Source organism: Citrobacter sp. wls714 (genome assembly GCF_005281025.1).
Lineage (GTDB): Bacteria > Pseudomonadota > Gammaproteobacteria > Enterobacterales > Enterobacteriaceae > Citrobacter > Citrobacter werkmanii.
Window position 1 is genome coordinate 170631 of sequence record NZ_SZWZ01000097.1, and the last position, 23465, is coordinate 194095.

The 23465-nt window shown below is 52.2% G+C and carries 22 protein-coding genes and 1 pseudogene; 9 read left to right on the forward strand and 14 right to left on the reverse strand.

The window, feature by feature from the left end:
* Positions 1-33 precede the first annotated feature (33 nt).
* The 9 genes and pseudogenes from era to rseD all read right to left on the reverse strand — a co-directional run bounded on the left by era (position 34) and on the right by rseD (position 7782).
* Complete coding sequence (gene era, locus FDX11_RS22785) at positions 34-939, reverse strand: GTPase Era (RefSeq protein ID WP_110497136.1); 906 nt, start codon at positions 937-939, stop codon at positions 34-36.
* Positions 936-1616: a ribonuclease III gene (rnc, locus tag FDX11_RS22790; protein ID WP_003037579.1), complete on the reverse strand. Its 681-nt coding sequence runs from the start codon at positions 1614-1616 to the stop codon at positions 936-938. Before rnc ends, era begins: the two co-directional genes overlap by 4 nt.
* A 269-nt stretch (positions 1617-1885) precedes the next feature.
* Positions 1886-2860, reverse strand: coding sequence for a signal peptidase I (gene lepB / locus FDX11_RS22795; RefSeq protein WP_038642704.1), 975 nt, complete (start codon positions 2858-2860; stop codon positions 1886-1888).
* 15 nt (positions 2861-2875) lie between these two features.
* Positions 2876-4675 (reverse strand): translation elongation factor 4, encoded by a 1800-nt coding sequence (lepA, locus tag FDX11_RS22800; protein WP_042306650.1) that lies wholly within the window; start codon positions 4673-4675, stop codon positions 2876-2878.
* Positions 4676-4945: 270 nt separating this feature from the next.
* Positions 4946-5410, reverse strand: coding sequence for a SoxR-reducing system protein RseC (gene rseC, locus FDX11_RS22810; RefSeq protein WP_137398568.1), 465 nt, complete (start codon positions 5408-5410; stop codon positions 4946-4948).
* Positions 5407-6363, reverse strand: coding sequence for a sigma-E factor regulatory protein RseB (gene rseB, locus FDX11_RS22815; protein WP_137398569.1), 957 nt, complete (start codon positions 6361-6363; stop codon positions 5407-5409). Before rseB ends, rseC begins: the two co-directional genes overlap by 4 nt.
* A complete protein-coding gene (gene rseA, locus FDX11_RS22820) occupies positions 6363-7013 on the reverse strand; it encodes an anti-sigma-E factor RseA (protein WP_008785497.1) in 651 nt (216 codons plus the stop codon). Before rseA ends, rseB begins: the two co-directional genes overlap by 1 nt.
* A gap of 31 nt (positions 7014-7044) precedes the next feature.
* Positions 7045-7620 (reverse strand): RNA polymerase sigma factor RpoE, encoded by a 576-nt coding sequence (rpoE, locus tag FDX11_RS22825; protein ID WP_003037573.1) that lies wholly within the window; start codon positions 7618-7620, stop codon positions 7045-7047.
* Positions 7617-7782 (reverse strand): annotated as a pseudogene (gene rseD, locus FDX11_RS22830) (rpoE leader peptide RseD). The gene rpoE and the pseudogene rseD overlap by 4 nt, the downstream one beginning before the upstream one ends.
* A 262-nt stretch (positions 7783-8044) precedes the next feature.
* Between rseD and nadB the strand changes: the two are divergent.
* Positions 8045-9667 (forward strand): L-aspartate oxidase, encoded by a 1623-nt coding sequence (gene nadB / locus FDX11_RS22835; RefSeq protein WP_061382217.1) that lies wholly within the window; start codon positions 8045-8047, stop codon positions 9665-9667.
* Here nadB and trmN read toward each other — a convergent pair.
* Positions 9652-10389, reverse strand: coding sequence for a tRNA(1)(Val) (adenine(37)-N(6))-methyltransferase TrmN (gene trmN / locus FDX11_RS22840; protein WP_137398570.1), 738 nt, complete (start codon positions 10387-10389; stop codon positions 9652-9654). The genes nadB and trmN overlap by 16 nt on opposite strands.
* 131 nt (positions 10390-10520) lie before the next feature.
* Here trmN and srmB point away from each other — a divergent pair, with 131 nt between their 5' ends.
* On the forward strand, positions 10521-11849 hold the full coding sequence (srmB, locus tag FDX11_RS22850) for an ATP-dependent RNA helicase SrmB (RefSeq protein WP_137398571.1): 1329 nt from the start codon (positions 10521-10523) through the stop codon (positions 11847-11849).
* An 18-nt stretch (positions 11850-11867) separates the two neighbouring features.
* On the opposite strand, the gene FDX11_RS22855 is transcribed toward srmB, so the two are convergent.
* Entirely contained in the window at positions 11868-12764 is an 897-nt protein-coding gene (locus tag FDX11_RS22855; protein ID WP_137398572.1) for a LysR family transcriptional regulator, read from the reverse strand.
* Between the two features lie 102 nt (positions 12765-12866).
* On the opposite strand from FDX11_RS22855, the gene eamB reads away from it, so the two are divergent.
* Positions 12867-13454, forward strand: a complete 588-nt coding sequence (gene eamB / locus FDX11_RS22860) for a cysteine/O-acetylserine transporter (RefSeq protein ID WP_137366358.1) — start codon at positions 12867-12869, stop codon at positions 13452-13454.
* A gap of 78 nt (positions 13455-13532) precedes the next feature.
* On the opposite strand, the gene grcA is transcribed toward eamB, so the two are convergent.
* Positions 13533-13916: an autonomous glycyl radical cofactor GrcA gene (grcA, locus tag FDX11_RS22865; protein WP_005121223.1), complete on the reverse strand. Its 384-nt coding sequence runs from the start codon at positions 13914-13916 to the stop codon at positions 13533-13535.
* Between the two features lie 317 nt (positions 13917-14233).
* Here grcA and ung point away from each other — a divergent pair, with 317 nt between their 5' ends.
* On the forward strand, positions 14234-14923 hold the full coding sequence (ung, locus tag FDX11_RS22870) for a uracil-DNA glycosylase (RefSeq protein WP_042306632.1): 690 nt from the start codon (positions 14234-14236) through the stop codon (positions 14921-14923).
* Between the two features lie 33 nt (positions 14924-14956).
* Here the strand turns inward: ung and FDX11_RS22875 are convergent, their stop codons facing one another.
* Positions 14957-16036: a tRNA/rRNA methyltransferase gene (locus tag FDX11_RS22875; RefSeq protein WP_137398573.1), complete on the reverse strand. Its 1080-nt coding sequence runs from the start codon at positions 16034-16036 to the stop codon at positions 14957-14959.
* Between the two features lie 207 nt (positions 16037-16243).
* Here FDX11_RS22875 and trxC point away from each other — a divergent pair, with 207 nt between their 5' ends.
* The 5 genes from trxC (at position 16244) to FDX11_RS22900 (ending at position 21966) form a co-directional block, all read left to right on the forward strand.
* Positions 16244-16663, forward strand: coding sequence for a thioredoxin TrxC (gene trxC / locus FDX11_RS22880; protein WP_003037559.1), 420 nt, complete (start codon positions 16244-16246; stop codon positions 16661-16663).
* Between the two features lie 69 nt (positions 16664-16732).
* Positions 16733-17431, forward strand: a complete 699-nt coding sequence (gene tapT / locus FDX11_RS22885) for a tRNA-uridine aminocarboxypropyltransferase (RefSeq protein WP_061382221.1) — start codon at positions 16733-16735, stop codon at positions 17429-17431.
* A 36-nt stretch (positions 17432-17467) separates the two neighbouring features.
* Positions 17468-20128 carry a protein lysine acetyltransferase gene (gene pat, locus FDX11_RS22890; RefSeq protein ID WP_042306626.1) on the forward strand — a complete coding sequence of 887 codons (2661 nt, stop codon included), beginning with the start codon at positions 17468-17470 and terminating at the stop codon, positions 20126-20128.
* Positions 20129-20242: 114 nt separating this feature from the next.
* Positions 20243-21598 (forward strand): CDP-diacylglycerol--serine O-phosphatidyltransferase, encoded by a 1356-nt coding sequence (pssA, locus tag FDX11_RS22895; RefSeq protein ID WP_038642732.1) that lies wholly within the window; start codon positions 20243-20245, stop codon positions 21596-21598.
* A gap of 32 nt (positions 21599-21630) precedes the next feature.
* On the forward strand, positions 21631-21966 hold the full coding sequence (locus tag FDX11_RS22900) for a YfiM family lipoprotein (protein WP_371414804.1): 336 nt from the start codon (positions 21631-21633) through the stop codon (positions 21964-21966).
* Here the strand turns inward: FDX11_RS22900 and FDX11_RS22905 are convergent.
* The gene (locus FDX11_RS22905; RefSeq protein ID WP_042306624.1) at positions 21963-23261 is read right to left on the reverse strand and encodes an MFS transporter; all 1299 of its coding nucleotides are present in this window, start codon (positions 23259-23261) and stop codon (positions 21963-21965) included. The genes FDX11_RS22900 and FDX11_RS22905 overlap by 4 nt on opposite strands.
* Positions 23262-23465: the final 204 nt, after the last annotated feature.

The following is a 23465-nucleotide window of genomic DNA, read 5'->3' on the forward strand; positions in this document are numbered from 1 at the left end:
TTCCTGCACCTCGAAAGCCATAGAGTATTAAAACTACTGGTCGTCGCCGTAACCGAGGCTGCGCAGCGCGCGTTCGTCATCGGCCCAGCCGGATTTCACTTTCACCCACAGTTCGAGGTGAACAGGCGCTTCGAACATTTCCTGCATGTCTTTACGCGCTTCAATACCGATAGTTTTAATTTTGGCCCCTTTGTTGCCAATCACCATCTTCTTCTGCCCTTCACGTTCGACAAGGATCAGACCGTTGATATCGTAGCCGCCGCGCTCGTTAGAAATAAAACGCTCAATCTCAACGGTGACGGAATACGGCAGTTCAGCGCCCAGAAAACGCATCAGCTTTTCACGGATGATTTCAGAAGCCATAAAGCGTTGAGAACGGTCAGTAATGTAATCTTCCGGGAAGTGATGAATTGCTTCCGGCAGATGCTTACGTACGATACCCGCAATGGTATCAACATTCAGACCGGTCTCGGCAGAGATCGGCACGATGTCGAGAAAGTTCATCTGGCTGGCCAGGAACTGCAGGTGCGGCAGCAGATCGGCTTTTTCCTGAACGTTATCGACTTTGTTCACCGCCAGAATTACCGGGGCTTTACCATCACGCAGCTTGTTGAGCACCATTTCGTCGTCCGGCGTCCAGCGAGTGCCTTCCACAACGAAAATCACCAGCTCAACATCACCAATCGAGCTGCTCGCCGCCTTGTTCATCAAACGGTTAATGGCTCGTTTTTCTTCCATATGCAGGCCCGGGGTATCAACATAAATCGCCTGATACGCGCCTTCGGTATGGATGCCAACAATACGGTGACGTGTTGTCTGAGCCTTACGAGAGGTAATAGAAATCTTCTGCCCAAGCAGATTATTCAACAGGGTTGATTTACCAACGTTCGGGCGGCCGACGATGGCAATAAATCCGCAGTAAGTTTTATCGATGCTCATTCCAGCTCCAGTTTTTTCAACGCCTGTTCGGCGGCAGCCTGCTCAGCCTTACGACGGCTAGAACCTGTGCCAACCACCGGTTCACTCAGGCCGCTGACCTGGCAGTGGATAGTAAATTCTTGATCGTGAGCTTCACCACGGACCTGTACCACCAGGTAGGACGGCAGCGGCAGGTGGCGACCCTGCAAATATTCCTGCAGGCGCGTTTTCGGATCTTTTTGTTTGTCGCCTGGGCTAATTTCATCCAGACGGGTTTGATACCAATTCAGGATCAGTTGCTCAACGGTTTGAATATCGCTGTCGAGGAAGACGCCGCCGATCAAAGCTTCAACGGTGTCCGCCAGGATCGACTCACGACGGAAACCGCCGCTTTTCAGCTCGCCTGGGCCCAAACGTAAACATTCACCGAGGTCAAACTCACGGGCTAATTCTGCCAGCGTATTACCGCGAACCAACGTCGCGCGCATGCGGCTCATATCGCCTTCATCCACACGCGGGAAACGGTGATATAACGCATTAGCGATGACAAAGCTCAAAATAGAGTCGCCTAAAAATTCTAAACGCTCGTTATGTTTGCTGCTGGCGCTACGGTGAGTTAATGCCTGCTGCAACAGCTCCTGATGATTAAAAGTGTAGCCCAGCTTCCGTTGAAGCCGATTAATTACGATGGGGTTCATGCGATACCAATAAATGAATGCGTCAACAATTCAGCACACGAAACAGACCTGATATACGCCATTCATTTAGCCATCTGGCATCGTCTGAATGCTTTTGTATACAAACCAACGCTGTTTCGTGTGCCGTGGCAACCTGTCGGTGCCAACCTAAAACTTCGGGGGAATATTCTATACACAACGACAAGGGATGTCGTTAGTCTGCGGGAATTTATCCGAGAAATAATTCACGCTGTCGCCATAATGACGACAACGTGAACGATTATTAGCAATTAATGAATACCACCAATACGGCTTAAACGCACGCCGGTCGGCCATTCACCCTCTTGCTTGTCGAAGCTCATCCAGATTGCAGTCGCTTTACCCACCAGATTCGCTTCCGGCACAAATCCCCAGTAACGGCTGTCCGCGCTGTTGTCACGGTTATCACCCATCATGAAGTAGTGTCCCGGTGGGACGATCCAGGTCGCTAACTGCTGGCCAGGCTGACGGTAGTACATCCCTACCTGATCCTGCGCGATTGGCACGGTAAGAATGCGGTGCGTTACCTCACCCAGCGTTTCTTTACGTTCGGTGAGGCGAATACCGTTTTCTTTCGTTTCGTTCAACGGAACTTCAAAGAAACCGCTGGTCGCTTCCCCGCCATTACGACGAGCAAAGGTCTGAACAAAATCACTCGGCTGAACATCAGAGTAGGTTACCGGCAGCGCATTTTCACACGCCTGACCGGAGCTGCAACCAGGCTGAATAGTCACCTCTTTTGCCACCGGATCGTACGTCACTTTGTCTCCCGGTAAACCGACAGCGCGTTTGATGTAGTCCAGGCGCGGATCTTCCGGGTATTTAAACACCACGATATCACCGCGTTTCGGATGGCCGGTTTCGATCAACGTTTTCTGGTAAATCGGATCTTTAATCCCGTAGGCGAATTTCTCCACCAGAATAAAATCACCAATCAACAGCGTCGGCATCATCGAACCTGACGGGATCTGGAACGGTTCATAAATAAACGAACGCACCACCAGCACGATAGCTAATACCGGGAAAACGGATGCGCCCGTTTCCAGCCAGCCCGGCTTAGGGGCCACTTTTTTCAGCGTTGCTTTATCCAGTGAATCACCTGCAGCAGCTTGCGCTGCTGCCTGACGCTCCCGGCGTTTTGGCGCGAAAATGAATTTATCTACGCACCATAAAATGCCCGTCACCAGTGTGGCAATCACCAGAATCAGGGCAAACATGTTCGCCATGCCAACTCCTTAAGATTATTTGCTGTCTTTACCGACATGCAGAATGGCGAGGAAGGCTTCCTGCGGCAGTTCGACGTTACCGATCTGCTTCATGCGCTTTTTACCCTCTTTCTGTTTTTGCAGCAGCTTTTTCTTACGGCTGATATCGCCACCGTAGCATTTCGCCAGAACGTTTTTACGCAGTTGCTTCACCGTTGAACGTGCGATGATGTGCGTGCCGATGGCCGCCTGAATCGCGATATCAAACTGCTGGCGCGGGATCAGATCTTTCATCTTTTCGACCAGCTCACGGCCACGGCTCTGGGAGTTGTCGCGGTGAGTGATCAGCGCCAGCGCATCAACACGTTCGTTGTTGATGAGGACATCAACACGCACCATGTCAGACGCCTGGAAGCGCTTGAAGTTATAGTCCAGCGACGCATAGCCGCGGGAGGTCGACTTCAGGCGGTCAAAGAAGTCGAGTACCACTTCCGCCATCGGAATTTCATAGGTCAGCGCGACCTGGTTACCGTGATAAACCATGTTGGTCTGTACGCCACGTTTCTCGATACACAGCGTGATGACGTTACCAAGGTACGCCTGCGGCAGCAGCATGTGACATTCGGCGATCGGCTCGCGCAGTTCGTAGATGTTGTTCAGCGGCGGCAGCTTAGATGGGCTATCGACGTAGATAGTCTCTTTCGCCGTGGTTTCCACTTCATACACTACGGTCGGCGCGGTGGTGATCAGATCCAGATCGTATTCACGTTCCAGACGTTCCTGAATGATCTCCATATGCAACAGGCCGAGGAAGCCACAGCGGAAGCCGAAGCCCAGTGCGCTGGAGCTTTCCGGTTCGTAGAACAGGGAGGCGTCGTTCAGGCTCAGCTTGCCGAGCGCATCGCGGAAGTTTTCATAGTCGTCAGAGCTCACCGGGAACAGACCGGCGTAAACCTGAGGCTTCACTTTTTTGAAGCCTGGCAGCGGTTTGTCTGCCGGGTTACGCGCGGAAGTTAAGGTATCACCAACCGGGGCGCCAAGGATGTCTTTAATCGCACAAACCAACCAACCTACTTCGCCGCATTTCAGCTCGGTACGATCAACCTGTTTTGGCGTGAAGATGCCCAGACGGTCGGCGTTGTAAACCTGACCGGTGCTCATCACTTTAATTTTGTCACCTTTACGCATGGTGCCGTTTTTAATACGCACCAGCGAAACCACGCCCAGGTAATTATCGAACCAGGAGTCGATAATCAGCGCCTGCAACGGGCCTTCCGGATCACCTTCCGGCGGCGGAATGTCGCGCACCAGACGTTCAAGAACGTCGGTCACACCTACGCCAGTTTTCGCCGAGCAGCGTACTGCGTCGGTGGCGTCGATACCGACGATATCTTCAATTTCTTCCGCTACGCGCTCAGGGTCAGCGGCCGGCAGGTCAATTTTGTTCAGTACCGGCACCACTTCCAGATCCATTTCCATGGCGGTGTAGCAGTTGGCCAGCGTTTGCGCTTCTACACCCTGCCCGGCGTCAACCACCAGCAGTGCGCCTTCACAGGCGGCAAGCGAGCGGGAAACTTCATATGAGAAGTCGACGTGGCCCGGGGTGTCGATAAAGTTAAGCTGATAGGTTTCACCATCAGATGCTTTGAAATCGAGCGTCACGCTCTGCGCTTTGATAGTAATACCGCGCTCACGCTCAAGATCCATCGAGTCGAGAACCTGCGCTTCCATTTCACGGTCAGACAGGCCACCGCAGATCTGGATAATACGGTCAGACAGCGTCGATTTACCGTGGTCGATGTGAGCTATGATTGAAAAGTTACGTATGTTCTTCATATAGAGTAATTATTGTGCCTTACGCCCGCCTGAGCAGGCTCTGAGAAGTCGCTGATCTGAGCTTAACGTCTGTTTAAGTGAAACGCCGCATTCTACACTACAACGCTGAGGCGAGGAAATGTTCATAGAGCAAGGATAGCGGGAACTGGAAACAACCTTACAAAGTCGGTGAAACTTTTGCCGGATGGCAGCATAAACGCCTTATCCGGCCTACGCCTGCATCTGAAAACGCGGTAGGCCTGATAAGCGCAGCACCATCAGACAAAAATATCACTGCTGGGTTTCGACGCGAATAAGATCGGGCGGGAGGGCAACGTTCAGAATGACCGGCTGCCAGGCTTCACGTTCAGCAAGCTTACGGGAATATCCGCGGGCGATCAGGAATCCGCCCACGCCACCCAGTACAGCCCCGCTTAATGCCGCCAGATCCGAGCCAAATAGCACCTGGAACAGTGCCGCGAAAAGAAAGAGACCCGCCAGTGGAGACATATAAACCAGCATCGCCGATCCCAACAGGCTCCTCTCGGCAATGCCCAGCTCAACTTTTTGACCAGGGGCCAATGGCTCATCGCTGGGTACCACAATAGTATGTGTGCTCTGCGGTCCAAGTTTATTCAGCACGCGGCTCCCACACCCGGCCCGGGAAGCACAGCTGCTACATGACGCTTTCACATCACAGCTGACCGTCGCCAGACCATTTTGCCAGGAAACGACTGTTGCCCACTCTTTGATCATTGTGCGGCCCTGAACTTGATATTGTCTGCGATACGCTTCGCCGTTTGTGGTGGAAGCTCGCCAACTATCGTAATTTCCGCGTTATCACGCACGCTGGTGCTGACCGTTCTACGCCCGGTTCGCAGCAGTTGATCGGTGCTGTTTTGCGTCGCGCGGTTTACGTTCACGGAGAAACTGAACAGGCCATCCGAATAAAGGCGTGATTCAATCGGCATGTTATCCATGGTCGGCAGCGGGCGTCGACTGCTGGAGACCTCACTAAAGCCTTGCGGCAACCATGACGGGTTCCAGTTGAAGTTGGTTTTTTCACCCGCAGGAACCGACAGCAACGGCGGTAGATTGGCTTTCGCCAGCGTCTGCATGCTATCGCTAACGCCGTTGTTTACGGTAAAGGCGATGACGCGGAACTGTTCCAACGTTTCACCATCACGATCGAGGAGATCGACACGCATCGGTAGTTTGGTCTCCGTGTCCATCCAGACGATATAGCTGTAACGGGTGCCGTCACGAGCGACAACGCGGATCACTTCACAGAGCCGATCAGCAATGCGGGTGCGGCCTACTGAGATAAAATCATAGTAGGGTGCAAGGCGTTTGAAGTCGGTATAAATCAGGGATGGCAGAGAGTCAACGATATAGTCGCCGTTCAGCGTGAACGGTTCGAGCCCAGGCTCGAAATAGCTAATTTCATTGCCACGTTGCACCACTTCCCGGCGCGGTCCATCCAATTGCAGCAGTTGTGCTAACGGACGGTTATCCTGGCGGGCATGGCGATAACGTAGGGATTCAACACCCTGTTTATTGATGCTGACAAATGACAGCTCATAGGTTAGCGACTGGCTGGCCAGATTCATCTGCTGCAACAACGCCCCGGACGCAGGATTGGCCGAGGCGTTTACAGAGAAGAACAGGCTACCAGCCACAAGTGACATGGCAAACCAAAGTTGCTTCATTACTGCGATTGCGTTCCTAAAGTTTGAATTCCTGGCACCTGCACAGCGGCTTGCTGTGTTTGCGCCTGCTCAAACTGAAGCTGTTCAGAGTGCAGTCGACGTTGCAGTTCGTAATCCTGCAACATGGCATTAATACGACGACGCTGCTCCTGTACCTGCTGTTGCTGACCGCCGCTGGCTGTCGCGTCAGAAGGTACACCCAGGCTTACCGGACTGGCTTTACCCATCATCGGTAATGTATTGAATACCGGCGTTTCGGGCTGCTGGGACGTTTCAGATTGACCATTATAGTGCTGGACGCCAACAATAACTGCAAGTGATACACACGCAGCCACGCCCATTTGGGTAAGCTGCGCGGCCCACGGACGCATTTTCTTCCAGAATGGCATTTTCTGCCACTGGTGCGGTGCTGGCTGGGCCTCAGGAATCAATGGCGCCGTCTGACGTACTGGCTCATCCTGGATGGCAGCCATTACGCGGGCGGAAATATCGAAATGGAGAACGTCGGCGGTATCACCTCGCATGGAATCGCGAATCAGGTGATAACTCTCCCAGGTTTTTTGCATTTCCGGGTCATGAGTTAGCTCTTTAAGCAACTCAGTATCCAGCGTTTCGCCATCCATTAAAGCGGAAAGTTTTTCTTTCTGCATGCCTAATACCTTTTCCAGTATCCCGCTATCGTCAACGCCTGATAAGCGGTTGAACTTTATTATCAATAGCTTCCCTCGCTCGGAAGATACGTGAACGCACCGTACCTACCGGACAATCCATGATAGCGGCTATCTCTTCATAGCTCAGGCCATCCAGCTCCCGCAAGGTTATTGCCATGCGTAAATCTTCCGGGAGGGACTCAATAGTTCGGAAAACTATCTGTCTCAGTTCTTCTGACAACATTAAGTTCTCAGGGTTCGAAATTTCTTTCAGTGCACCGCCACTTTCGTAGTTTTCTGCTTCAATCGCATCTATATCACTGGAAGGTGGACGACGCCCCTGAGCGACCAGGTAATTCTTCGCTGTATTGACTGCGATACGATACAGCCAGGTATAAAAAGCACTATCCCCCCGGAACGAGTCCAGCGCACGATAGGCCTTGATAAATGCTTCTTGTACTACATCGGGTACATCGCCCGACGGTACATAGCGAGAAACCAGACTCGCCACCTTATGCTGATAGCGGACTACCAGTAGGTTAAAGGCTTTCTGATCTCCCTTTTGGACCCGTTCTACCAGGACCTGGTCCGTTAACTGCTCGCTCATCCGAGGTAAAGTCTCCCCAAACCAAATTTCCACGCGCTGTCGAAACGCCACTCCATAAGCTTCACTATGAGCAAGCAAATGCTTAGAGTGCTCAAGTTTCGTAAAGTTCCGTTACGCATTTGTTTTTTGTTTGTCATGTTGTAGACAGGTCTTATCTCTCATTATAAGTCTACATAACCCGATCAACGCACTATCTGTAAGAAATGCCCATTTCACCGCTTGCAGAGTAACCCAACGGCCACTTTATTTCATCACATAATCTGATGCTAACGGCCTGCTTCACAAAATAATTTTGCTCATTTCATCCTCGTCTTACTTTTCTTTCATGTTTAGCCATTGCAACACATCTAAAAATAAAACGTGCAGTAACGCGCGTCGTGGTGCTATTGTGAGCAAACAATGTTTAGTAAATTAAACAAAAATCATGAATACAACTCCTGAATTATCCTGTGACGTGCTGATCATTGGCAGCGGAGCTGCCGGACTCTCACTGGCGCTGCGGCTGGCTGAGAAACATCAGGTTATTGTACTGAGCAAAGGTCCTGTTAGCGAAGGCTCGACGTTTTATGCTCAGGGCGGTATTGCCGCGGTTTTCGATGAAACCGACAGTATCGACTCCCACGTTGAAGATACACTGATTGCCGGGGCCGGACTTTGCGATCGTCATGCGGTTGAATTTGTCGCCAGCAATGCCCGCACCTGTGTGCAGTGGCTTATCGATCAGGGCGTGTTGTTTGATACACAGGTTCAGCCCAACGGTGAAGAGAGTTATCACCTGACCCGTGAAGGTGGTCATAGCCATCGACGCATCCTGCATGCTGCGGATGCTACCGGTAAAGAAGTCGAAACCACCCTTGTCAGCCGGGCGCAAAATCATCCCAACATTCGGGTTCTTGAACGTAGCAATGCCGTAGACCTGATTGTCTCCGATAAGATCGGTCTGCCGGGAACGCGTCGGGTGGTCGGCGCCTGGATCTGGAACCGTAATAAAGAAGCTGTCGAAACCTGCCATGCGAAGTCAGTGGTGTTAGCTACCGGCGGCGCGTCAAAAGTGTATCAGTACACTACCAATCCTGATATCTCCTCGGGGGACGGGATTGCGATGGCCTGGCGAGCGGGATGTCGTGTCGCCAATCTTGAATTTAACCAGTTTCATCCAACGGCGCTGTATCATCCGCAGGCGCGCAATTTCCTGCTGACCGAGGCGCTGCGTGGCGAAGGCGCACACCTGAAGCGCCCGGACGGCTCGCGCTTTATGCCCGATTTTGACGAGCGTGGCGAACTGGCTCCCCGCGATATTGTCGCCCGTGCCATTGACCACGAGATGAAACGCCTGGGCGCTGACTGCATGTTCCTCGACATCAGCCATAAACCGGAAGCATTTGTTCGTCAGCATTTCCCGATGATTTATGAAAAACTGCTGGGACTGGGCATCGATTTGACCAAAGAGCCGGTCCCTATCGTTCCTGCCGCGCACTATACCTGCGGCGGCGTGATGGTTGATGACTTTGGCCGCACGGACGTCGACGGTCTGTATGCCATCGGCGAAGTGAGCTACACCGGCCTGCATGGCGCCAACCGTATGGCGTCGAACTCATTGCTTGAGTGCCTGGTTTACGGCTGGTCAGCTGCTGAAGATATCGACAGGAGAATGCCTTACGCACGCGGTGTCAATACACTTCCCGCCTGGGATGAAAGTCGTGTGGAAAATCCGGATGAGTTGGTGGTGATTCAACATAACTGGCATGAGCTGCGCTTATTTATGTGGGACTACGTCGGAATTGTGCGTACAACCAAGCGCCTGGAACGCGCTCTGCGCCGTATCACCATGCTGCAACAGGAAATCGACGAGTATTACGCTCATTTCCGCGTGTCGAACAATTTGCTGGAACTGCGCAACCTGGTGCAGGTTGCCGAGCTGATTGTACGCTGCGCAATGATGCGCAAAGAGAGTCGGGGCCTGCACTACACGCTGGATTATCCTGAACAACTTCCCGAGTCAGGCCCGTCCATCCTCTCACCGCTAAGTCATCACATAAACAGATAAAACGCCTGGGTCAGCGCCGTGTAACCTTCAGAGTAACGTTGGTCTGGCCCACGGATAACCAACCTGTCGCTAAAGCACTCCCCGGCCTGCGGGGAGAATGCCAACAATACACGATGTGGTAGCCGGGCCTCAGTTTCTGCCACATCCGTACGTAAACGCAAATGCCAGCCCATACTTAATGCCTGCTGGGTAAAGGCATTACCAATTTGTTCCGGCAGCACGACACAAAAAAAACCATCTTCTGTAATACTCCCCGCCGCCAGTGCCAGCAATGCTTCATGATCAAGTGCGGTCGTATAACGTGCCTGCTCGCGCTGCGGCGTGGCGCATTCCACTCCCTGTTCATAATAGGGTGGATTGCTGATAATCAAATCAAAACGCACGGTCTGGCGCGGTATCCATTGCTGCGCATCTGCTGTATGAACGCTGACGCGATGCATCCACGGAGATTGCGCGATGTTCTCCTGCGCCTGCTGCGCAGCGTCAACATCAAGCTCCACGGCGTCAATGGTGACATTTTCATCAGTGCGCTGGGCCAGCATCAGCGCCAACAGGCCGCTTCCGGTACCAATATCCAGGATCCGTTTTACGCCCGCAACGGGGGCCCAGGCCCCTAATAAAATACCGTCCGTTCCGACTTTCATTGCACAACGATCATGTGCCACAAAAAACTGCTTAAATGTAAATCCATTACGTCTAAGTACGGATGTAGACTGGGGCATGAAGAACAACCTTCCTGGGAAAAAAAACGATAGCATAGGATAAAAACAATACCTGAGAAGCTGTATCCATACAAACAGATGAAGATTGCAGCCGTAACGTCTATAATCAGCGCCCCACACAGAGGTAGAACATGACTGTAACGACTTTTTCCGAACTTGAATTCGATGAAAGCCTTCTGGATGCCCTCCAGGAAAAAGGTTTCACTCGCCCGACCGCCATTCAGGCTGCCGCCATTCCGCCTGCGCTCGATGGCCGTGATGTACTCGGTTCTGCGCCGACAGGCACCGGTAAAACGGCGGCATATTTGCTGCCAGCGTTGCAGCACCTGCTCGACTTCCCGCGTAAAAAATCTGGCCCGCCACGCATTTTAATTCTGACGCCGACGCGCGAACTGGCGATGCAGGTTGCCGACCATGCCCGTGAACTGGCGAAGAATACGCATCTGGATATTGCCACAATTACCGGCGGCGTGGCTTACATGAACCACATGGAAGTCTTTAGCGAAAACCAGGATATCGTGGTCGCCACCACCGGTCGTCTGCTGCAATACATCAAAGAAGAGAACTTCGACTGCCACGCGGTTGAAACGCTGATCCTCGATGAGGCAGACCGTATGCTGGACATGGGCTTTGCCCAGGACATCGAACATATCGCCGGTGAAACCCGCTGGCGTAAGCAGACGATGTTGTTCTCTGCCACGCTGGAAGGCGACGCGATTAAAGATTTTGCCGAGCGTCTGCTGGAAGATCCGGTCGAAGTATCGGCGGATCCATCGACCCGCGAACGCAAGAAGATTCACCAATTTTACTACCGTGCCGATGACATCGAGCACAAAACGGCTTTGCTGATCCATCTGTTAAAACAGCCGGAAGCAACCCGTTCGATTGTTTTTGTACGTAAGCGTGAGCGTGTGCACGAACTGGCAGGCTGGCTGCGCCAGGCTGGCATTAATAACTGCTATCTCGAAGGCGAGATGGTACAGATTAAGCGTAACGAAGCGATCAAACGCCTGACCGATGGTCGTGTGAACGTACTGGTTGCGACCGATGTTGCCGCCCGCGGGATCGATATTCCTGACGTTAGCCACGTGTTTAACTACGACATGCCGCGCAGTGGTGATGCCTATCTGCACCGCATTGGCCGTACCGGCCGCGCTGGTCGTAAAGGTACCGCGATTTCTCTGGTTGAAGCGCACGACCACCTGCTGCTTGGTAAAGCGAGCCGCTATATCGACGAACCTTTGAAGGCACGCGTTATTGACGAACTGCGTCCGACGACTCGCGCACCAAGTGAGAAATCTAACGGCAAGCCGTCCAAGAAAGTACTGGCGAAGCGCGCCGAGCAAAAAGCCAAAGAAAAAGAGAAACCGCGCGTGAAGAAACGTCACCGCGACGCCAAAAATATCGGCAAACGTCGTAAGCCGAGCGGAACTGCTCCCCAGCAATCCGACAAAGAGTAAAACCGTATGCCGGGCCGTTTAGCCCGGCATTTTTTCATGCATCGCAAAGCTCTCTTCAATACACTCAATAAACACCCGCATCGCCGGGCTAACGACTTTTCCAGCATGGTAACCGCACAATGCCGTAATTAACTCCGGCTGTTCGCTGAACGGTAACTCAACCAATTCCCCTGAACGGAGCTCCTTCTCAATGGTAAAACGCGGCAAAAAACTGACGCCAAGATTTGCCGATACGCAGTGCTTGATGCTCTCAATACTCCATAACTCAATCGTATTTTCCAGCGTAATCTGACGTTTACGCAGTAAGCCCTCGAAGCGTTGTCTGAAAATACATTGCGGCTCATTAATGATAAAGCTGCAGGGAATGTGCTGGTTATGCCGGGTGAAATCAACATGCTGAAGCAGAGGCGACGCAACCAGCGCCAGCGACTGATCGCCCAGCGCTATCATCTCAAGTGCATCGTCATTACCAACACGATAAAACACGCCCAGATCAACCTCATCACTAAGCAACGCATCGCGAATGACATAGCAGTTGAGCGACTGTAAGGACAACCGCACATGAGGCGCGCGTTGTTTAAAACGCTGTAATACCTGCGGCATTTTATACGCCAGCAGTGTTTCGCCGGTCGCAACGCGTAGCTCGCCGCTCGGCTGCGCATCCTGTTGCGCTGACTGGCGAATCGATGCCATCACGCGGGTCAGGTCGTGTATATGCGGCATCAACCGTTTACCCTCACTGGTGAGACACATTCTGCGGCCAATTTTTTCGAACAGCTGCACCGATAGCTCTTGCTCAAGCTGTTGAATATGAAACGTGACGGTCGATTGCGTACAGCAAAGTTTTTGCGACGCCCGCAGGAACGAGCCCTCTTCCACCACCGTTTTTAACGTAATAAACCGACGTAAATCCATCCGCACCAACCCATCGAAATCATCGAACCGAGAATGCAAAAACATTCATTTTTTTAAATGTTTTAACTCGGGTACTGTCTACCAAAACAGAGGAGATGACAAGTGACCCCCATGCTTTTAAGTGCATTCTGGACCTATACATTGATTACCGCGCTAACCCCCGGACCCAACAATATCCTTGCGCTCAGTGCTGCGACGTCACACGGTTTTCGCCAGAGTACGCGCGTGCTTGCCGGGATGAGTCTGGGCTTTTTAATCGTCATGCTGATGTGTGCCGGGATTTCGTTTTCGCTTGCCGCGATGGATCCGGCCATCATCCACTGGCTCAGTTGGGCAGGCGCGGCATATATCTTATGGCTGGCATTGAAAATCGCCACCAGCCCGGCGGCAAACGATAATTTGCAGTCCGAACCGATCGGCTTCTGGGCGAGTTTTGGCTTGCAGTTTGTTAACGTCAAAATCATTTTGTACGGCATTACCGCGTTATCCACGTTTGTACTGCCCTATACGCAGGAAGCTCACTGGCTGATTGGGGTGAGTATTCTGCTGGCGCTGATCGGCACCTTTGGTAATGCATGTTGGGCGCTGGCAGGCCATCTTTTTCAGCGTCTCTTTCGCCGTTACGGCCGACAGTTGAATATCATTCTGGCGCTGCTGTTAGTTTATTGCGCAGTGAGAATTTTTTACTAACGGATATAAAAAAGCGGAAGACGCGCTGGCATCCTCCGCTTTTGATTCTCTGCTAAACGGGGTTATTCCCCGCGAGCCTTACAGGCTCTCAGTAAAGGTACGAGCAATAACGTCGCGCTGCTGTTCTGGGGTCAGAGAGTTGAAACGTACCGCATAACCAGACACACGGATGGTCAGCTGCGGATATTTTTCCGGATGCTTAACCGCATCTTCCAGCGTTTCGCGACGCAGAACGTTCACGTTCAGGTGCTGACCACCTTCCACGCGGACTTCCGGCTGTACGTCTACCGGCACTTCACGGTATTCGATTTCACCCAGTTTGCTGACGGCAACGACGTCATCTGCATTGAAACCTGCTTTCGCAACGATGCAGCGTGCTTCGCCTTTTTCGCTGTCCAGCAGCCAGAAAGAGTTCAGCAGGTCGTCGTTTGCAGCTTTAGTAATCTGGATACCTGTAATCATTTGATGCCTCCCCGGCAAAATTATTTGATCTCGGTTGGCCGTCATCCGGCCAATTGGTAAAACCATTGTTGCTTGAGTGTATATATACCCCTCACACACCCTTGAATCTTTGATTTAAATCAACAAAAACCACACATGAAAAGTGGTGATAGGTGGATTTTATTGTTTTACATCAACTTACGCCACGTACGCGGCTAAACTTTTTACATAAATTTTCAACTATCTTTAAGACCCAGGCCGTTGAGAAACGTAGAGAATTTTGCGACGTAGTAAGAAGCAGTTAAGCTAGAGGGATTGAAAATTCGCAGGAGAGCGAGATGGCCACCGAATTAACCTGGCACGATGTGCTGGCAGATGAGAAACAGCAGCCTTATTTTGTTAACACGCTACATACTGTCGCTGGCGAGCGTCAGTCGGGTATGACAATTTACCCGCCGCAAAAAGATGTGTTTAACGCTTTTCGCTTTACCGAACTTGGCGACGTGAAAGTCGTCATCCTGGGGCAGGATCCTTACCACGGTCCAGGCCAGGCACACGGTCTCGCGTTCTCTGTTCGTCCGGGTATTGCCACTCCCCCATCGCTGCTGAACATGTACAAAGAGCTGGAAGCGACGATTCCTGGCTTCACGCGCCCAACGCACGGCTATCTGGAAAGCTGGGCACGTCAGGGGGTGCTGTTACTTAATACCGTACTCACTGTCCGCGCCGGCCAGGCACATTCTCACGCCAGCCTGGGCTGGGAAACCTTTACCGATAAAGTCATCAGCTTGATTAATCAGCACCGTGAAGGCGTTGTTTTCCTGCTCTGGGGTTCACACGCACAAAAGAAAGGCGCGATTATTGATACCCAACGTCACCATGTGTTGAAAGCGCCGCATCCGTCACCGCTCTCAGCACATCGCGGTTTCTTTGGCTGCAATCACTTTGTACTGGCCAATGAATGGTTGGAACAACGAGGTGAAAAACCGATTGACTGGACGCCGGTGTTACCAGCAGAAAGCGAGTAAAAAAATGCCAGCGATTCGCTGGCATTTTTATTATCAGGCTTTGTTCTGACGCCACCACTCCGCGAGCAGTACGCCGGTTGCCACAGATACGTTGAGCGTTTCAACGTTACCCGTACCGTCAATCGCCACGCACAGGTCGTCAGCTGAGCATGCCGCTTCCGGCAGCGCTTCACGCTCGCGCCCTAATACCAGCACCATTTTTTCCGGCAGCATGGTAGTAAACAACGGTTTGCCTTTCACGCTTGAGGTCATCACTACCGTGTAACCTGCCTTACGGAAGTCGTCCAGCACATCGACAATGCTGTCACCGGTGATCGGCTGAACGTGCTCTGCGCCACCTTCAGCGGTACGGATTGCCGCACCTGATTCCAGCAGCGCCGCGTCCTGTACCACCACGCCTTTCACACCAAAGTGGGCGCAGCTACGCATCATTCCGCCCAGGTTGTGCGGGTTAGCGATGTCTTCCAGAGCCAGTACGCAATCCTGCGCCCCAGCCTGACCCACCCACTGCTTAACAGTGGTACCGTTACGTTTTTTGATCAGGAAACAAACACCGCCATGGTGCTCAGTACCGGAGGCTTTCGCCAGCTCAGCTTCATCAACCACGTGATAGGCTTTGCGGTTTGCCGCCATCCAGCGTAATGCTTCTTTAAAGCGCGGGGTTACGCTCTGCACAAACCAGGCGCGAACAATAGCGTCCGGGCGACTCTGGAACAGAGCCTGACAAGCATTCTCACCGTAAACGCGGGTTTCTTCCGCGCGCTGACGACGTAAGACTTCAGGATCGATAAAACTCTTGCCGCTAATACCGCCATGATCGGCTTTATCCGCAACATCATCATTCGGTGCGCGGGACACGGTACGCCATGGTGAATCTTCACGTCTGCGATCGCGTTCTGCATCGCGGTCACGACCACGTTCACGGCCGCGTTCGCTGTTCGGACCCTTTCTGTCATCACGGGCAGGGCGACGACCGCCTTCGGCTCGGGAAGTACCGGGGCGTCCGCCGCCTTTACCAGTACGTGGATTTTGGGTGCGTTTATCCGAGTCATCGTCACTGCGGACGTACATCACTTTGACCTTGCCGTTTTTGTTCTTCAGTTCGTCGCTCATGTTTTTCTCCACCTGCTCTGCGCGAAGCGCGCAGATTACCCGATGTGCACGTCGTTAGCCATTATTTCATTTAAAAGCTAAGGACTATTGTACTCATTGAATAAAACGCATTGTTGTTTAGAACAGACTCCCCGATAATATGTAACATAATAGAAACATACTGGCGTCACTGCCATGAAGTCCACACTACTCATCCAGAGGTTAGTTATGAATACCGTTTGTACCAGCTGCCAGGCAATCAACCGCATTCCCGACGATCGTGTCCAGGAAGCGGCTAAATGCGGACGCTGTGGTCACGACCTGTTTGATGGGGAGGTGATCAATGCGACCGGTGAAACACTGGATAAACTGTTAAAAGACGATCTCCCGGTGGTGGTTGATTTTTGGGCCCCCTGGTGCGGGCCATGCCGTAACTTTGCCCCAATTTTTGAAGATGTCGCGGAAGAGCGTAGCGGTAAAGTGCGTTTTGTTAAAGTAAATACGGAAGCCGAGCGTGAACTCAGCGCCCGCTTCGGTATCCGCAGTATTCCGACCATCATGATCTTCAGAAAAGGTGAAATCGTCGACATGCTCAATGGCGCCGTCCCTAAGGCACCGTTTGATAGCTGGCTTAACGAATCACTATAATCTCTACGGGGCGCATCTTGTGCCCCGTTTTCACCTCTGCGACAATGGCGTTTTTCAACGTGTTTCCCCATGACCGATAACGCTGTTCTTCAGTTACGCGCTGAGCGCCTCGCGCGCGCCACCCGTCCTTTCCTCGCCCGAGGTAACCGTATTCGTCGCTGCCAGCGCTGCCTGCTGCCGCTGAAACTCTGCTTGTGTGCAACATTAGTACCGTCTGAGGCAAAAAGCCGTTTTTGTCTGGTCATGTTTGATACCGAGCCAATGAAGCCCAGCAATACGGGACGTTTAATCGCCGATATTTTACCAGATACCGCGGCTTTTCAGTGGTCACGCACCGAACCGCCGCAGGCGCTGCTTGATCTGGTGAAAAATCCTGATTACCAGCCGATGGTCGTGTTCCCGGCTTCCTATGCGGGCGAAGAGCGCGAAGTGATTTTCACGCCACCAACCGGTAAACCACCATTGTTTATCATGCTCGATGGCACCTGGCCGGAAGCGCGTAAAATGTTCCGCAAAAGCCCGTACCTCGACAACCTGCCGGTGATCTCCGTTGATTTATCGCGCCTTTCTGCTTATCACCTGCGTGGTATTCACGCCGAAGGGCAATACTGTACTGCCGAAGTGGCTATCGCTTTGCTGGATCTGGCTGGTGATACGCAAGCTGCGGAAGGGTTAAGCGATCACTTCACTCGCTTTAAAACCCGTTACCTGGCAGGAAAAACCCAACATCAGGGGAGCGTCACAGCAGACTCCACAGAAAGCGTTTAAAATCATTCGGTCACTGGAGTCATTAAGGAAGCCGATATGAGTCAACGTGGTCTGGAAGCACTACTGCGACCGAAATCCATTGCGGTGATTGGGGCGTCGATGAAGCCTAACCGCGCGGGTTACCTGATGATGCGTAATCTGCTTGCCGGCGGTTTCAATGGGCCAGTTCTACCGGTGACGCCCGCCTGGAAAGCGGTATTGGGCGTACTGGCCTGGCCCAATATCAGTAGCTTGCCTTTTAGCCCCGACCTCGCCGTATTGTGCACCAATGCCAGCCGTAACCTGGCATTACTCGAAGCACTTGGCGAGAAAGGCTGTAAAACCTGCATTATTCTTTCGGCTCCCGCGGCCCAACATGCAGAACTGTTGGCCTGCGCCTCACGCTATAAAATACGCCTGCTGGGTCCCAACAGCCTGGGACTTCTCGCCCCCTGGCAGGGGCTTAACGCCAGCTTTTCCCCCGTCCCGATTAAGCGCGGCAAGCTGGCTTTTATCTCTCAATCCGCCGCCGTATCCAATACCATACTCGACTGGGCACAGCAGAGAGAAATGGGCTTTTCTTACTTCATCGCACTGGGTGACAGCCTGGATATCGACGTTGATGAACTACTGGATTACCTGGCGCGCGACAGCAAAACCAGCGCGATATTGCTCTATCTCGAACATTTGAGCGATGCCCGGCGCTTTGTCTCTGCCGCCCGTAGCGCCGCGCGCAACAAACCCATCCTGGTGATTAAGAGTGGCCGTAGCCCGGCAGCGCAGCGTTTGCTGCACACCAGCGCCGGAATGGACCCAGCCTGGGACGCAGCAATCCAGCGCGCCGGTTTATTGCGAGTACAAGACACTCACGAGCTGTTCTCAGCGGTCGAAACCCTGAGTCACATGCGCCCGCTGCGTGGTGACAGGCTGATGATCATCAGTAACGGCGCCGCACCTGCCGCACTGGCATTGGATGAGCTATGGTCGAAAAATGGCAAACTCGCCACGCTGAGTGAAGATACCTGCCAGAAATTACGCGATGCACTACCAGCCCATGTTGATATCGGCAACCCGCTGGATCTGCGTGACGATGCCAGTAGCGAACACTATGTAAAAGCGCTGGATATTTTGCTCGCCAGTCAGGACTTCGACGCGCTGATGGTGATTCATTCGCCCAGCGCCGCCGCCCCCGGGACCGAAAGCGCACAAGCGTTGATCGAAGCAGTAAAGCAGCATCCACGAGGGAAATTTATCTCCTTACTGACCAACTGGTGCGGGGAGTTTTCTTCTCAGGAAGCCCGTAGGCTATTTAGCGAAGCAGGGTTGCCCACCTACCGTACGCCGGAAGGGACCATCACCGCGTTTATGCATATGGTCGAGTATCGGCGTAACCAGAAGCAACTGCGAGAAACGCCTGCGCTACCGGACTACCTGACCACTAATACTGCCGAGGCGCATAATCTGTTACAGCAAGCGATTGCCGAAGGAGCCACATCGCTGGACACCCATGAAGTGCAGCCGATTTTACAAGCTTATGGCTTACACACGCTCCCGACCTGGATCGCCAGCGACAGCGCGGAAGCTGTGCATATCGCAGAGCAGATCGGCTATCCGGTGGCGCTCAAGCTGCGTTCACCTGATATCCCGCATAAGTCGGAAGTTCAGGGGGTAATGCTCTACCTGAGAACGGCAACAGAGGTACAGCAGGCCGCGAACGCGATTTTTGATCGGGTGAAAATGGCCTGGCCACAAGCGCGCATCCACGGTTTATTAGTGCAAAGCATGGCGAATCGCGCTGGCGCGCAGGAGCTTCGCGTCGTCGTTGAACACGATCCGGTATTTGGCCCACTGATTATGCTGGGTGAAGGTGGGGTTGAGTGGCGACCAGAAGAGCAAGCCGTGGTGGCATTGCCGCCATTGAACATGAATCTGGCGCGTTATCTGGTGATCCAAGGGATCAAAAATAAGAAGATCCGCGCTCGTAGCGCACTACGCCCACTGGATATCGCCGGACTAAGCCAGCTTCTGGTGCAGGTATCCAACCTGATCGTCGATTGTCCGGAAATTCAGCGTCTGGATATCCATCCGCTGCTGGCCTCCGCCGGTGAATTTACCGCGCTGGATGTCACGCTGGACATTGCCCCCTTCACAGGCGATAACGAAAGCAGATTGGCTGTACGTCCCTACCCTCATCAGCTTGAAGAGTGGGTGGAGTTGAAGAACGGCGAGCGCTGCCTGTTCCGCCCCATTTTGCCAGAGGATGAACCTCATCTGCAGCAGTTCATTTCTCAGGTAACAAAAGAAGATCTTTATTATCGCTATTTTAGTGAGATCAACGAATTTACCCATGAAGATTTAGCCAATATGACACAGATCGACTACGATCGTGAAATGGCCTTTGTCGCTGTGCGTTGTAGAGATAATCATGAAGAGATCCTCGGCGTGACGCGAGCTATCTCGGATCCTGATAACGTAGATGCCGAGTTTGCCGTCCTGGTTCGTTCTGATCTCAAAGGACTTGGACTGGGTCGCCGATTGATGGAAAAATTAATTGCCTATACCCGAGATCACGGACTTAGACGTTTGAATGGTATTACGATGCCAAACAATCGCGGTATGGTCGCCCTGGCCCGGAAACTAGGGTTCGTTGTTGACGTCCAACTCGAAGAGGGGATTGTTGGGCTAACGCTTAATCTGGCCCAATTTGAGGAATCGTGAGTAAGGTACTGGAAATGTTGACCACATTAATGGGTACTGGTGGTATCATTGCCCGCTTATGTCGTCTGCATAGCACAGAGGACCCTTCAATGAACAGAGAAGAAATGCACTGTGATGTTGTCAAAATTTAAGCGTAATAAACATCAACAACACCTTGCCCAACTACCCAAGATTTCTCAGTCAGTTGATGATGTAGATTTCTTTTATGCTCCCGCTAATTTCAGGGAGACTCTGCTGGAAAAAATAGCCAGCGCGACGCGACGGATCTGCATTATTGCGCTGTACCTGGAACAGGATGACGGTGGCAAAGGCATACTCGACGCGCTCTATGCGGCAAAACGGCAGCGTCCTGAACTGGATGTCCGGGTGCTTGTCGACTGGCACCGAGCCCAGCGCGGGCGCATTGGTGCTGCGGCATCAAATACCAACGCTGACTGGTATTGCCGCATGGCGCAAGAAAACCCTGGTATCGATATTCCTGTCTATGGCGTGCCGATTAACACGCGCGAAGCCCTTGGCGTTCTGCATTTCAAAGGCTTTATCATCGATGACAGCGTCCTGTATAGCGGCGCCAGCCTGAACGATGTTTATCTGCATCAGCATGATAAATATCGCTACGACCGTTATCAGTTGATTCGCAACGCGCAAATGGCCGATATCATGTTCAATTGGGTGGCGCAAAACCTGATGAATGGTCGCGGCGTTAATCGTCTTGATGATATCAATCGCCCTAAAAGCCCGGAAATTAAAAACGACATTCGCTTGTACCGTCAGGAACTGCGGGATGCGTCATTCCATTTTCAGGGGGATGCGGATAATGAACAGCTTTCTGTTACGCCGCTGGTTGGACTCGGAAAATCCAGTCTGTTAAATAAGACTATTTTCCACCTCATGCCCTGCGCAGAGCACAAACTCACAATTTGTACCCCTTATTTCAATCTGCCCGCCATACTGGTGCGCAATATCATTCAGCTGCTGCGTGAAGGGAAAAAGGTCGAAATCATTGTCGGTGATAAAACTGCCAACGACTTTTACATCCCGGAAGATGAGCCTTTTAAAATCATCGGCGCGCTGCCTTATCTGTATGAAATTAATCTGCGCCGTTTTCTGAGCAGACTGCAATATTATGTGAATACCGATCAGTTGGTCGTGCGCTTATGGAAAGATGATGACAACACTTATCATCTGAAAGGCATGTGGGTTGATGATAAATGGATGCTGCTCACCGGCAACAACCTCAATCCTCGAGCCTGGCGTCTGGATCTGGAAAACGCCATCCTTATCCACGATCCTAAGCAAGAGCTGGCGCCCCAGCGCGATAAAGAGCTGGAGCTTATCCGCACGCATACCACCGTGGTGAAGCACTACCGCGACCTGCAAAGCATTGCTGACTATCCAGTCAAGGTGCGCAAGCTCATCCGTCGACTACGCCGTATTCGTATCGACAGATTAATTAGCCGTATTCTGTAACCAAGACCCCGTCCAGTGACGGGGTTTTTCCTATGGAGACAACGGTGCGCCTGTTTATTCTTACCAGTATCCTGGCTATTTCGGGCTGCAGCCACATGGCAAACGACCGCTGGAGCGGACAAGACAAAGCTCAACACTTTATCGCCTCCGCCATGCTTGCCGCAGCCGGCAATGAATATGCCCAGCATCAGGGTTACAGCAGCGATCGCAGTGCGGCTATTGGTTTGATGTTCTCAGTCAGCCTGGGCGCATCAAAAGAGCTGTGGGACAGCCGCCCCGCTGGGAGCGGCTGGAGCTGGAAGGACTTTGCCTGGGATGTTGCGGGCGCCTCAACCGGCTATGCAGTCTGGCAACTGGCACATCATTAGAGGCGCAGCCCTTTCCCCTTGCCATGCAGCATCAGCGATACTAAAAATGCGATGACTGCCAACGCGGTAACGTACCAGAAGAATGTGGTTTCCATACCGATGGATTTCAGGGATAAGGCAACATATTCGGCTGAACCACCAAACAGGGCATTCGCCACCGCATAAGATAACCCAACCCCCAAGGCGCGCACCTGCGCCGGAAACATCTCTGCCTTCAGAATGCCGCTGATAGACGTATAGAAACTCACGATCAACAAGGCACACATTACCAGAGCAAACGCCATATACGGAGACGTCACGTTTTGCAACGCTGTCAGAATGGGAACGGTAAAAATCGCGGCTAATGCGCCAAAGCATAGCATGGAAGTACGTCTGCCAATTTTATCTGACAAAGCGCCAAACAATGGTTGCACCAGCATGAATACACACAGTGCCGCCGTCATAATCCCGCTGGCTACGTTGGCATGCATACCGGCGGTGTTAACCAGGTACTTCTGCATATAGGTTGTGAAGGTGTAAAAACACAGCGAGCCAGCAGCGGTAAAGCCAAGCACCATGACAAAGGCTTTGCGATTACGCCACAGACCTTTCAGAGAGCCTGCTTCTTTTAACGCACGAACATCCTGTTTCGAGGTTTCATCCAGCTGACGACGCAGCCATAGCGCGACAATAGCCAGCACTGCACCCAGCGCAAATGGAATACGCCATCCCCACTCTCTGAGCGCAGAGTCTTCTAACGTTTGCTGCAAAATGACCACAACCAGCAATGCCAGTAGCTGCCCGCCAATTAACGTTACGTACTGGAATGAAGCATAAAAACCTTTCTTACCTTCAATAGCCACTTCACTCATGTAGGTAGCGCTGGTCCCGTATTCACCGCCGACAGACAGCCCCTGAAATAATCTGGCCAGCAGCAGTAGCGCAGGAGCCCAGGTACCTATCGTTTCATACCCCGGAAGACAAGCGATCACCAACGATCCCATACACATCATACAAACTGACAACAGCATGGATTTTTTACGCCCGTGCTTATCGGCAATGCGACCAAACAACCATCCGCCGATAGGGCGCATCAGAAAGCCTGCGGCAAAAACGCCGGCAGTTTGTAAAAGTTGGGTGGTGGTGTTCCCAGAGGGAAAAAAGATGTGTGCAAAATAGAGAGAGCAGAAAGAGTAGATATAGAAATCAAACCATTCGACCAGATTCCCTGATGATGCTCCAACAATCGCCCAAATACGGCGACGAGTATCGCCATCTGTCAGCGCTCCGTTCTCAGTTACACTGCTATCAGCCATTCGAATTATACCCCTGCCAAGGATCGCGTGAATTTATCAATGCTAGTTGTGTCTTTTTTGGTAAATTAAATGTTATATAATTGTTATAATTAATTATGAGATATAAGTCACGGTTTTAATTAGCAGAGAAAGGATTCAGATATGTTTGAGGAAATAGAGTCGAAGGTCGGATAAGGCATCCGGCAGGTTTCATTTCGTACAGAC